The following is a 12,009-nucleotide window of genomic DNA, read 5'->3' on the forward strand; positions in this document are numbered from 1 at the left end:
TTGCGGAGATCGCTTAGGCCAGCCCGAGATTTCACCTCCAGCTTCTTGGGAGAGGTGGGTTGGCTAGTGGCTTTTTTCTTTACGGCAGTGGTGAGCGGCTGCGTGGGTTACCTCTTCGGCCAACGTGCTCTCTCGGGGGTCTCCTCCCCAGTTACCGAAACCAGCACTTCTTCTGCCTCGCGGGTCATTCGCGATCCCCGCACTGTGCCCCTCCTCAACGAGGCGGAGGTGATCGCAGCAGCGGAAGCCCTTCTTCGCCCGCCTCCCCCTCCTACTCCGCTTTTCACACCCCCACCCGTAGCCATTGCCCCTCCTACCCCCACTCCTCCACGCCGCTTGTCTCCCGAGTTGGCCTCGGCTCCCTCTCCCTTGTCTACCCCGCAGCCTGCCTCCCCCTCTCAGCCGCCGCGTCCTTCGCCACCACCTCTGTCCACGCCCTCTCCTTCGCCTCTCCAAGTGGCTGCCAGCGGGCAGGTGGCCATGCAGGTGCTCTCCGTGCGTCGCGAGGGAGGGCAGGTGGTTTTAAACGTTGCTCTGCAAAACAATTCACCGGAAACGGTGCGCTTTCTCTACAGCTTCCTCAACGTTACCGATGACAACGGCCGGCCAATCGACGCTCTCATTGAAGGCCTGCCTGGAGAGCTGCCTCCCAACAGCCAAGTTTTCCAGGGAACGATCCGCATCCCTGCCTCTAGCCTAGCTGGCTCCCGCTCATTGTCTTTGAGCCTAGCGGATTATCCCAGCCGCCGCCACCAAGTTGGGGTCAGCGGGATCCCTGTGCCACCCTAGCCTCTTCTTCTGCCTGTGGAGTTGAGAACCGGTGCCCAGCCCAGCCTTTGAGCGCCCTGAGCAAATCCGGGAGCTCTTTGACCGCATTGCTCCTCACTACGACGCCCTTAACCAAACTCTAAGCCTAGGGCTGCATCAGGTTTGGAAGCGCATGGCCGTACGCTGGTCGGGTGCGGCTGCGGGGGAGCGGGTGTTGGATCTCTGCTGTGGCACTGGCGACCTGGCCCTGCAACTGGCCCGGAGAGTGGGACGAGGCGGACAGGTGGTGGGACTGGATTTCTCCCCCGCTATGCTGGCCATTGCCCAGCGCCGGGCCCGGCAATTGTTACCCGACTACTCCCTGAAGTGGGTCTTGGGCGATGCTCTGGCCTTGCCTTTTCCGGATGGCAGCTTTGACGCCATTACGATGGGCTACGGCCTGCGCAACGTAACCGACATTCCTCAGGCCCTGCGGGAGATTTGCCGGGTGCTCAAACCTGGCCGCCGCGCTGCCATTTTGGATTTCCATCGCCCCAGGGGGATCCCTTTCCTGGAGAGCTTTCAGCGCTGGTACCTCAGCCGCTGGGTTGTGGCTCAGGCCAAAGCCCTGGGATTGGCAGCCGAATATGCCTACATTGACCCTAGCTTGGATCGCTTTCCCTCCGGAGAACAACAGCGGCAAATGGCCTTGCAGGTGGGATTTTCTGCTGCCAAGTTCTATCCTCTCGCCGGCGGCATGATGGGGGTGCTGCTGGTGGCCCGCTAGTCTTCCACCACCCTAGCGCTGAGGAGAACCCTGCTGCCAAGTTCTGGCAGGGCAGGGGCGGCCGTAACCAGCACTTCTTGGACGCGCGCCTCCTCGGAGGGGGGTTGCGCCAGGCGCAAGGCAACAATGGCACTGCCCTGGGCATCTACCTGAAAGCTGCCGCAGTAGAGCATCTCCTCAGTGTCCAGCTTGAGCCAAAGGTGGTAGCGCTCCCCTTCAGGCAGAGGGGGCAGAGCCCTTGCTGCCAAAACCACCGCCTGCCACTCCCCCGGGCGAAACAGCAAGTTAGCTGACCCTGCCTCCCCTTGCAAGGTAACTAGGCGAGATCCCGGCTGTTGGAGCAACTGGGCCAGCGCCTGCCCCGCTTCTAGGGGAGCTGGCTGCGAGGTCTGCCGTAGCCGCCAGTTATCGAAAGCCAGCAACAGCAGGGCCACTGCCCCTAGGCCCTTCAACCAGCGCTTTTTGAGGCGAGCCAGCCCTAGAGAGGGCAAGGCTGGCTGGGGGGGGATGGGCGGGGCGCCCGCTTCTGCCATCACCTGGCTTCGCACGCTGGCTGACGGGATCACCCCCGGCAGCCCATAGGGCAACAGATGCAGGGCTTCTTGGAGGGCTTGCAATTCTGCCGCTAGCTGGGGCTCTTGAGCCAAGCGCGCCTCTAGGGCCCTTGCCTGCTCGGGTGGCAAGATCCCCAGCAGATAATCGGCTAGGATTTCTTCTCCCAGCTCAGAGGAACATGTAGACATGGCCATCCCGAAGCCCCGCCGCCTTACTGGTCAAGCAGAGGCCGCAGGGATCTCCGCAACTTGCAGAGGGCTTGGCGAGAGCGGGCTTGGACGGTTGCCAGGGGCATCCCCAGCTCCTGGGCAATGTCTGCCGCGCTTAGGCCTCGATAGTAGAGTAACTCCAGCAGCTGGCGCTGGCTTTCCGAGAGTTGACTGAGAGCCTCCTGAACGGGCTGCCGCCGCTCTTCGACGGAGAGCTGCTCAAAGGGGGCTGGGGATCTATGGCTGGCAATCAGCAGAGGCTGCCAGGGTTTCCCGAGGCGGCGCTGGCTGCCTCGAGAGCGCAGACGCTCAAGGGCCTGCGCCCGAGTCAACCTACACAGAAGACTGTTGATGGATCCCTGCCTTGGATCGTGGCTGGGCTTCCGCCAGAGAAGGGCAAACACCTCCTGAGTCAGATCCTCCGCCTCAGTCATACAGCCCAGGATCTGGAGGGCCAGGCCATAGACCAAGCTGGCGTAGCGATCATAAAGAGCCGCTAGAGCAGCAGGCTGCCCCGCTTTGAGGCCTTCCATCAGCTCCAAATCGGTGCAGGCTGGCCAATTCCTCACCCGCTTGCGCCAGAGGAAACCGACCTGCTTGTCCATCATTTGCCCCCCTGCCGCCGAAGTTGACAAGCAGTACGCCTAGGCCTCCGCCTAGCTGCGCTTCGGGGTTGGGAAAGATCCGGTGACCGCCTGGATCTTTTGCCGCCGCCCACCGCGCTCAATCTCCAGCTCCAGCTTGCTGCCTACCTCCATGCGCTCCACCTCTTGCTGCACCTGGTCGGCAGTGGTTACGGGGCGGCCATTGATGGAGAGAATGATGTCCCCAGCGCGCAGGCCGGCCCGCTCGGCTGGGGATCCCTGAACAACCTCGCCGATGAGCACCCCCCGATCCACCGTTACGAAAATGCGGCTGTTGGGATCCTGGTTGAGGCGTTCCTTCAGCTCAGGAGTGAGGGTAAGCATGCGGATGCCCAAGTAGGGGTGATCCACCCTGCCTCGGGCAATCAACTGCTTGGCCACCCGCTGGGCTGTCTCAATAGGGATGGCAAAGCCCAGCCCCTGCGCTCCCTGGATGATGGCGGTATTGACCCCAATCACTTCCCCTTGGGCGTTGAGCAGCGGACCGCCAGAGTTGCCGGGGTTAATGGCTGCATCGGTCTGGATGAAAGACACCCGCTTGTCGGGCACGCGGATCTCGCTGCTGGAACGGCCCAAGGCACTGATGATCCCAGCGGTTACCGTGTTGTCTAGCCCTAGCGGGTTGCCAATGGCAATGGCCCACTGGCCCGGCTCGAGAAGCTCGGAGCGGCCCAGCTTCACCGTTGGCAAGTTTTGGGCGTCAATCTTCACCACAGCAATGTCCGTAACTGGATCCGTGCCGATGACCTTGCCCTCAAAGCTACGGCTATCTTTCAGCGTCACCGTTACTTTGTCAGATCCCTCCACCACGTGGGCATTGGTGATGATCTGGCCGTCCGGGCTAATGATAAAGCCGGAGCCGGTGCCTTGCTGTCGCCGCTGTCGCGGCAGGGGAGGGATCACCTGGCCAAAGAACTCGCGGAAAAACGGGTCGCTAAAGAACTCCTCTGGGAAAGCCCCAGGAACGTTCACTGTCCGCTCCGCGTCGATGCGCACTACTGCCGGCCCCACCTTCTGGGCCACCTCGGCAATAAAGTTCAGGTTCGGCTGGGGCGGAGTTGCCGTCGTTTGAGCCAATACCCCCTTGCCTCCCACCAGAGCTGCCCCCAGACCCATGCCCAAGAGCACCAGCAGCACTGACAAGAGAAGAGACCTTAGCCCCGAGACAGCCCAAGGCCGCAAAAAGGGAAAGCCTCTTTCCCCCTGCGACAAACAGTGCGGTTGGGCAGAAGCGCCTGAACTGGGGGAGGGTTGCTCTGGTGTGGAGGGGCTGTGCTTCATGGCCACAGGAAAAGGGTGTAAGCCCTACCTGAAGGGAGAAACCTAGGGCCTAATCTAGCACGGACAGCAGAGTTCCCAAAGCGGCGACGGCAGCGCTTTTCCGCACTTCTATTAAGGCCAAAGAGCAGCAGAATCTACTGGTTTGGGGTAGTCCACCCCACTTTTGGACGGGGTTTGATGGAGGGGAAATGCCAAAGTAGCTCTTGCCCTTGGCTTTGGCCAGCTTGCCGCTAACGTAGAAGTGGAGCTCAGGGATTGAGACCATGACCAACCTAGCCCGTGGCCTGTTGGCCCCTCTAGTGGGGGGGATGCTCTGGCTACCGGTGGCTACGCCGGTTCTGGCGCAGAGGGATCCCTTGCCACCTCCGCCCCGTGGCGAGGGATGGCGGCCTGTAAATCCAGGGACAGGCGGAAACGGCTTTGGCCAGCCCTTTCAACTGCGAGCCACGCTGCTGTTGCGCTCCGGAGACTTGATCCAAGCAGTGCACCGCTCTGCTGAGCCCCTTTTCTTGGCCCCTGGCGAAACTCGCACCGTCAGGCTCACTCTGGAAACCCCCCTGCGGGATATCTACGGCAACACGGTTGTCCCGGCAGGAGCTCTCCTAGAAGGCCAATTCCAGCCAGTAAGCGGCGGCGCCCAGTTTGTCTCGCGAGCTTTGATTTTCAATGGCCGATCCTACCCCCTCTATGCGCAAAGCCAGGTGATCCCGCTGCGCAAGGATCCCCGTCACACCTCCGCGGAAGCAATTGTCCAAGATGCCCTGATTGGGGCAGCCGCAGGGGCTCTCTTGGGGGGCCTTTTGGGCGACCGGGTGATCTCAACCGAGAAAGTGCTGGGCGGAGCAGCCGCAGGGGCGGTGATTGGCAATGTAACAGCGCCAGAAGTGGCGGTGATTGAGGCCAACGCCAGCCTGACCTTGAAGGTTACGCAAGACTTTCAACCCTATCTGCCCTAGCGGCGAAGGGAGAGCTCCTTTCCTGGGAAAGATTTTAAGAAGTGTGAAGATCTAAGATGGCAGACGGCAGGCATATCGGAAAATAGCATGCGGGTATGCCTGCCATACTCCTTTTTTAAAAAAGCGACTTGAGGATGGATATCCATGAGCGTTATCACGAAGTCGATTGTGAATGCGGATGCGGAGGCCCGCTACCTCAGCCCGGGAGAACTGGATCGGATTAAGTCCTTTGTTACCTCGGGGGAGAAGCGGCTGCGCATCGCTCAAGTCTTGACGGAGTCGCGCGAGCGCATCGTTAAGCAAGCAGCTGATCAGCTCTTCCAGAAGCGTCCCGACATTGTCTCTCCAGGGGGCAACGCCTATGGGGAGGAAATGACGGCAACTTGCCTGCGGGACATGGACTACTACCTGCGCCTGATTACCTACGGGATCGTTGCCGGCGACGTTACCCCGATTGAAGAGATCGGCTTGGTGGGTGTGCGGGAGATGTACAACTCTCTGGGCACGCCCCTCCCGGCAGTGGCGGAGAGCATCCGCCTCATGAAGCAGGTAGCCATGGGTCTTTTGTCTCCCGAGGACGCGGCTGAAGCGGCCTACTACTTCGACTTTGTCGCGGGAGCCATGAGCTAGGCTCTTTTTCGACTGCCCTCTGTTTAAGGTTGTTTGATTTAGGAAGCTCATCATGCAAGACGCCATTACTGCTGTTATCAACAGCTACGATGTCCAAGGCAAGTACCTCGACAGCTCGGCCATGGACAAGCTAAGGGCTTTCTTCGCCACGGGCGAGCTGCGGGTGCGAGCGGCTGCCACTATTGCCGCCAACGCTTCCAACATCATTAAGGAGGCTGCTGCCAAGGCCCTGCTCTACTCCGATCTCACCCGCCCTGGTGGCAACATGTACACCACTCGTCGCTATGCTGCTTGCATTCGCGACATGGACTACTACCTGCGTTATGCCACCTATGCAATGTTGGCGGGGGATCCCTCCATCCTCGACGAGCGGGTGCTCAACGGCCTCAAAGAAACCTACAACTCGCTGGGGGTGCCAATTGGGGCAACAATTCAGGCCATCCAAGCTATGAAAGAAGTAACCGCTGCTTTGGTGGGCCCTGAAGCCGGCAAAGAAATGGGTGTGTACTTCGACTACATCTGCTCTGGCCTCAGCTAACTACCAGCCTCGTGGCCTTGGCGTGAAGTTCATCTAACAAGCACGACAGGCGACTTGCCCCAGGGATCTGGTGTGCTAACTAAGGTACGCGAGCTTTCTGAGGTGGGTCGCCTGTGTTGCTGGTCAAGTTAATCGTTGCCAGGGGGGTCTTCCGCTATGCGCATGTTTAAGATCACCGCTTGCGTGCCTAGCCAAACCCGAATTCGCACCCAACGGGAGCTGCAGAATACCTACTTCACCAAGTTGGTGCCCTACGACAACTGGTTCCGCGAGCAGCAGCGCATTCAGAAGTCGGGTGGCCGCATCTTGAAAGTAGAGCTCGTTGCCGGCAAGCCAGGAATAGACGTGGGGCTGCTGTAGTGCCCCTGCCCATCTGCTGTGGCCTCCTTGCCAGATCTGGCAGACTCAGCTTCAGGGAACTTGGCTCTGGGGTTGGGGAGGCCAGGCTGGCTATTTTGTGGGGATGAGGTTGACGGAGCGGGAGCCGGTCATTACTGTTAACAACCTGAGCAAGGTTTACCCCGTAGCCATCAAGGAGCCGGGGGTAGTGGGTACATTACACCACTTTTTTCGCCGCACCTATCGCTACATCCCGGCGGTGCAATCCCTGAGCTTTCAAATTCAAGCGGGGGAGGTGGTAGGCTTTCTAGGGCCGAACGGGGCTGGCAAGACCACCACCCTTAAAATGCTGACGGGTCTCATCTACCCCTCCAGTGGCACGGTACAGGTGGTTGGTCATTTGCCCTACCGGCGCGAGCCAGCTTTTTTGCGGCAGATTACCCTGGTGATGGGGCAAAAGCAGCAGCTCCTCTGGGATCTGCCGGCGATGGACTCCTTGCGCATTAACGCCGCTGTTTACGAGATCCCGGAGAAAGTGTTTCAGGAGCGGGTGGAGGAGTTGGCGGAGCTGCTCAACCTGAAGGACAAGCTAAAGCAGCCGGTGCGCAAGCTTTCCCTAGGGGAGCGGATGAAGGCAGAGCTGCTGGCGGCCCTGCTCCACCGCCCGCAGGTTTTGTTTTTGGACGAGCCCACCTTGGGGTTGGATATCAACGCTCAGGCTGCAGTGCGGCAATTTCTGCGCGACTACAACCGCCGCTATGGGGCAACAGTGCTCCTGACCAGCCACTACATGGCCGATATTACCGCCCTCTGTGAGCGGGTGTTGGTGATTAGCGGCGGGCGGCTTATCTACGATGGCGGCCTGGAAGAGCTGCGGCAGCGCTTTGCCCCCTACCGAGAGGTAAAGCTGGAATTGGCCCACCCCTGTCCCCTGGCGCAACTGCAGTCCTATGGCGAGCTGCGCAGCGAGGGGGATCCCGGCAGCAGCTGCGAGGTGCGGCTGTGGGTACGGCGGGAACACCTCACCCAGACGGTAGCCAGGATCCTGGCGGAGCTGGAGGTGTTGGACTTGGCGGTAACCGATCCGCCCCTTGAAGAGGTCATCGGGCGAGTGTTTGCCGGAGAGATCTAGGCCGCTCCCCCGCCAACTCCTCTTCCTCTTGGGGAGGAGGCAGCCGGGAAGCCTAGCCTTGCGCTCAAACCTTCTGAGTGGCAGCCTCCCGCTGGGCAGCCGTTGAGCGAGCTGCGTGCAGAGCGGCGTAGAGCTTATTGAGGGCATTCATATAGGCTTGCGCGGAGGCAACAATAATGTCCGTGTTGGCAGCATGTCCTGAGAAAATGCGATCCTCATGGCGCAGGCGGATGGTGACTTCCCCCATGGCGTCAATGCCGGCGGTAACCGACTGGACGGAAAATTCAATGAGCTGGTTAGGAATGTTAACAATGCGGTTGATGGCTTTGTAAACTGCATCTACCGGTCCCGTGCCCACCGCTGCATCCACCTTTTCCTCGCCTTCAGGGGTAATCAGGCGCACGGTAGCTGTGGGCGTCTCGTGATTGCCACACACCACTTGCACATGCTCCAGCCGGTAGAGATCCGGCACTGGCCGGGTTTCGTCGTTAACAATGGCCTCCAGGTCGAGATCGGTGATCTCTTTCTTCTTGTCGGCCAGCTCTTTAAAGCGCAAGAAAGCCTTGTTGAGCTCTTGCTCTGACAACTCGAAGCCCAGCTCCTTGAGGCGGGTACGGAAGGCATGGCGGCCCGAGTGTTTGCCCAACACCAAGGTGCTCGATTGCAGACCGATGGTTTGGGCGTCCATGATCTCGTAAGTCTGGCGGTTTTTGAGCATCCCGTCTTGATGGATGCCGGACTCGTGGGCAAAGGCGTTGGCCCCAACAATTGCCTTGTTGGGTTGCACCAACATGCCGGTGAGGTTGGAGACAAGGCGAGAGGTGCGGTAGATCTCCTGAGTCTTGATGTGAGTGAGAGGTTTTTCAGAGTCCACTGGCAGGCCAAAGTAGGGGTTAAAGTAGCTGCGGCGCACATGCAGGGCCATCACTAATTCTTCCAGCGCCGCGTTACCGGCCCGCTCGCCAATGCCGTTAACGGTTACTTCCACCTGGCGCGCGCCCTGCTTGATGGCCTCTAGGAAGTTAGCTACTGAGACTCCCAGGTCGTCGTGGCCGTGGACAGAGATGATGGCCTGCTTGATGTTGGGCACGTTCTCACGGATGCCTTTAATCAGTTGGCCGAATTCCTCGGGCATGCTGTAGCCGACCGTGTCAGGGATGTTGACGGTTTTGGCCCCGGCCCGGATGGCTGCTTCAAGAACCTGGTAGAGGAATTCGGGATCGGAGCGGGTGGCGTCCATGGCGGAGAACTCCACATCGTCGACGAAGGATTTGGCATAGGCCACCATCTCCTCGGCAATCTGCAGCACCTCAGCGCGGGTTTTGCGCAACTGATATTTGAGGTGGATGTCAGAGGTGGAGATGAAGGTATGGATGCGGGGCTTCGCAGCAGGCTTGAGGGCTTCAGCTGCCGCTTCAATATCAGCCTTGCAGGCACGAGCCAGGCTGCAGATGACGGGGCCATCGGGGGTGCCCACGTGTTCCGCTATCTTCTGCACCGCCTCAAAGTCGCCGGGGCTGGCGTAGGCAAACCCCGCCTCAATGATGTCGACCCCTAGCCGAGCCAATTGCCGGGCAATGGCCAGTTTCTCCTCAGCGTTGAGGGTTGCGCCAGGACACTGCTCCCCATCGCGCAGAGTAGTGTCGAGAATAAGCACATGATCCAAAGCTTGGCCATCGAATGAAGAAGAGGGAGAAGATGCGGCAGCGTTCATAACTTGTTCGATTGAAGAAGGGGACAGTAGGCAGTGCTTTTTATTTTGGCATTCCTAGAAGCGGCGTAAAGAGCCACCGGGGACAGGTCAGCGGCTGGCAAAGGCAAAACCCGTTGGGTGGCCTCTGGAGGAGGCATTGCCGACCGCCTTTGGCGGTACTCGGCCGAGGGAGAAGGGGAGGGGGTGAGGCTGAGCTAGCCAATGCAAAAGAAGTAGCTGCAGACCAACCCCTGGCTGGACAAGGGTTGCCTTCTCCAGCAAGCCAAAGTGCTACGATAGCGGCAAGGAAAAAAGGAAGGCAAAGCGTTACATGGCAGAATATACTCGGTCGATTTCCTTTTACGGACGGGAAATTGACATCAATATTGGCTTGATGGCCCCCCAGGCAGGCTGTGGAGTCTGGTTAACCTGTGGGGAAACTTCCGTCTTGGTCACGGCTACCCGCCAGGCAAATCGCGAGGGGGCTGACTTTTTGCCGTTGCTGGTGGACTACGAGGAGCGCCTCTACGCTGCTGGTCGGATCCCAGGGAGTTATCTGCGGCGCGAGGGTCGGCCCCCGGAGCGGGCTACTCTGATCTCGCGTCTCATCGACCGACCCCTGCGGCCCTTGTTCCCGGAGTGGCTGCGGGATGACGTACAAATTGTAGCCACTACCCTCTCTGTGGACGACAAGGTGCCCCCTGACGTGCTGTGCATCTTGGGAGCCTCGCTGGCCCTCCACGGCGCCCGCATTCCCTTCAACGGCCCGGTGGCAGCGGTGCGGGTGGGCCTACTCCAGGATGAGTTTATCATCAACCCCACCTACGCCGAAATCGAGGCTGGCGACCTGGATCTGGTGGTAGCTGGCTGCGCCGACGGCGTGATCATGGTCGAGGCAGGCGCCAAGCAGCTGCCGGAAAAGGACATGGTCGAGGCTATCGAGTTTGGATTCGAGGCTGTTCAGGAGCTCCTCAAAGCTCAACAGCAAGTCCTTGTCGATCTCAACATCCCTCGTGTAGAGCTACCTCCACCCCCCGTCAATGAGGAGCTGGTTGCCTTCGTAGCAGAACAGGCCCAGGAGGAGATTCGCGCTGTCCTCAAGCAGTTTTTGGACAAGACCAGCCGCGAGCAGCAACTGGAGGCCATCAAGGCCAAGCTGGCGGCCCAAATCCAAGAACGGCCAGAGGGGGATCCCTTGCGGCTTTACCTGCTGGAAAACCCCAAGGAGTTGGACAACCAGTTCAAGGCTCTCCTCAAGAAGCTGATGCGCCGACAGATCCTGGAAGAGGGGGTGCGGGTAGATGGGCGCAAGCTGGATGAGGTGCGGCCAGTCTCTTGCCGAGTGGGCTTGATCCCGCGAGTCCACGGCAGTGCTCTGTTCAACCGCGGCCTCACTCAGGTTCTTTCCATTACCACTCTTGGCACCCCTGGCGATGCCCAGGAGTTGGACGACCTCCACCCCGTGGACGAAAAGCGCTACATGCACCACTACAACTTCCCTGGCTTTTCCGTGGGAGAGGTGCGGCCCTCTCGTTCGCCAGGGCGGCGGGAGATTGGCCATGGGGCGCTGGCGGAGCGGGCCCTGGTGCCCGTGTTGCCCAAGGAGGAGGAGTTTCCCTACGTGGTGCGGGTGGTCTCGGAGGTGCTCTCTTCCAATGGCTCCACCTCAATGGCTTCGGTCTGCGGCTCTACCCTGTCTTTGATGGATGCCGGGGTGCCGATCAAGGCACCGGTCAGCGGCGTGGCCATGGGCCTCATCAAAGAAGGGGATGAGGTGCGCATCCTCACGGACATCCAAGGGATCGAGGACTTTTTGGGCGACATGGACTTCAAGGTGGCCGGCACGCGGGCAGGGATCACCGCCTTGCAAATGGACATGAAAATTACCGGCATCACTGTTGACATCCTCGAGAAGGCTCTCCTGCAAGCCAAGGCTGGGCGCGACTCCATCCTCGACAAGATGCTGGAGGTCATTCCTGCCCCCCGGCCGCAGTTGGCCAAAACGGCTCCCCGTCTGCTCACCTTCAAGGTGGATCCAGAAGACATCGGCAAGATCATCGGCCCTGGCGGCAAGATGGTGCGCAGCATTACTGAAGCCACAGGAGCCAAGGTAGACATTAGCGACGACGGCACGATCACAGTGTCTTCCACCGTCAGCGGCCAGGCCGAAGCGGCGCGGGCGATGATTGAAAACCTGGTGCGGCGAGTGGAGGAGGGGCAAGTTTACCTGGGCCGGGTGACCCGCATCCTCCCCATTGGCGCTTTTGTGGAGTTCCTGCCCGGTAAGGAGGGCATGATCCACATCTCGCAGCTGGCGGAGTACCGTGTCACCCGAGTAGAAGATGAAGTTGCCGTGGAGGACGAAGTGGTGGTCAAGGTTCGCAGCATTGATCACAAGGGCCGGGTCAACCTCACTCGGCTTGGCATTAGCCCTGAGGAAGCGGCGCGGGTGCGCAGCCACCGCCGTTGAGGCTAGGGTTTCTCCCCAGTCCCGTAGG

The 12,009-nt window shown here is 60.1% G+C and carries 12 protein-coding genes; 8 read left to right on the forward strand and 4 right to left on the reverse strand.

Annotated features, from left to right (window positions below):
• Entirely contained in the window at window positions 1-789 is a 789-nt protein-coding gene (locus NW808_RS09130) for a hypothetical protein (RefSeq protein ID WP_414420981.1), read from the forward strand.
• Window positions 790-820: 31 nt separating this feature from the next.
• Window positions 821-1,534, forward strand: coding sequence for a bifunctional demethylmenaquinone methyltransferase/2-methoxy-6-polyprenyl-1,4-benzoquinol methylase UbiE (gene ubiE, locus NW808_RS09135; protein ID WP_414420982.1), 714 nt, complete (start codon window positions 821-823; stop codon window positions 1,532-1,534).
• On the opposite strand, the gene NW808_RS09140 is transcribed toward ubiE, so the two are convergent.
• The 3 genes from NW808_RS09140 to NW808_RS09150 are packed head-to-tail and all read right to left on the reverse strand — an operon-like array spanning window position 1,531 to window position 4,058.
• Entirely contained in the window at window positions 1,531-2,277 is a 747-nt protein-coding gene (locus NW808_RS09140) for an anti-sigma factor domain-containing protein (RefSeq protein WP_414420983.1), read from the reverse strand. The genes ubiE and NW808_RS09140 overlap by 4 nt on opposite strands.
• A gap of 23 nt (window positions 2,278-2,300) precedes the next feature.
• Window positions 2,301-2,903 carry a sigma-70 family RNA polymerase sigma factor gene (locus NW808_RS09145; RefSeq protein WP_414405686.1) on the reverse strand — a complete coding sequence of 201 codons (603 nt, stop codon included), beginning with the start codon at window positions 2,901-2,903 and terminating at the stop codon, window positions 2,301-2,303.
• A gap of 51 nt (window positions 2,904-2,954) precedes the next feature.
• A complete protein-coding gene (locus tag NW808_RS09150) occupies window positions 2,955-4,058 on the reverse strand; it encodes an HhoA/HhoB/HtrA family serine endopeptidase (RefSeq protein WP_414394816.1) in 1,104 nt (367 codons plus the stop codon).
• A 428-nt stretch (window positions 4,059-4,486) separates the two neighbouring features.
• Here NW808_RS09150 and NW808_RS09155 point away from each other — a divergent pair, with 428 nt between their 5' ends.
• From NW808_RS09155 to NW808_RS09175, 5 genes are all read left to right on the forward strand, one after another.
• A complete protein-coding gene (locus NW808_RS09155) occupies window positions 4,487-5,179 on the forward strand; it encodes a hypothetical protein (RefSeq protein WP_414420984.1) in 693 nt (230 codons plus the stop codon).
• 144 nt (window positions 5,180-5,323) lie between these two features.
• Window positions 5,324-5,809 (forward strand): allophycocyanin, encoded by a 486-nt coding sequence (locus tag NW808_RS09160; RefSeq protein ID WP_414359834.1) that lies wholly within the window; start codon window positions 5,324-5,326, stop codon window positions 5,807-5,809.
• A gap of 52 nt (window positions 5,810-5,861) precedes the next feature.
• On the forward strand, window positions 5,862-6,347 hold the full coding sequence (gene apcB, locus NW808_RS09165) for an allophycocyanin subunit beta (RefSeq protein WP_414394636.1): 486 nt from the start codon (window positions 5,862-5,864) through the stop codon (window positions 6,345-6,347).
• 156 nt (window positions 6,348-6,503) lie between these two features.
• Window positions 6,504-6,707 (forward strand): phycobilisome linker polypeptide, encoded by a 204-nt coding sequence (locus tag NW808_RS09170; protein WP_011431036.1) that lies wholly within the window; start codon window positions 6,504-6,506, stop codon window positions 6,705-6,707.
• 103 nt (window positions 6,708-6,810) lie between these two features.
• Window positions 6,811-7,818: an ABC transporter ATP-binding protein gene (locus tag NW808_RS09175; protein WP_414409893.1), complete on the forward strand. Its 1,008-nt coding sequence runs from the start codon at window positions 6,811-6,813 to the stop codon at window positions 7,816-7,818.
• 64 nt (window positions 7,819-7,882) lie between these two features.
• Here the strand turns inward: NW808_RS09175 and NW808_RS09180 are convergent, their stop codons facing one another.
• Window positions 7,883-9,532, reverse strand: a complete 1,650-nt coding sequence (locus NW808_RS09180; protein ID WP_414394640.1) for a 2-isopropylmalate synthase — start codon at window positions 9,530-9,532, stop codon at window positions 7,883-7,885.
• Between the two features lie 310 nt (window positions 9,533-9,842).
• On the opposite strand from NW808_RS09180, the gene NW808_RS09185 reads away from it, so the two are divergent.
• Window positions 9,843-11,981, forward strand: a complete 2,139-nt coding sequence (locus tag NW808_RS09185) for a polyribonucleotide nucleotidyltransferase (protein ID WP_414420985.1) — start codon at window positions 9,843-9,845, stop codon at window positions 11,979-11,981.
• Window positions 11,982-12,009: the final 28 nt, after the last annotated feature.

The organism is Synechococcus sp. W70.1, assembly GCF_047461515.1.
Lineage (GTDB): Bacteria > Cyanobacteriota > Cyanobacteriia > Thermostichales > Thermostichaceae > Thermostichus.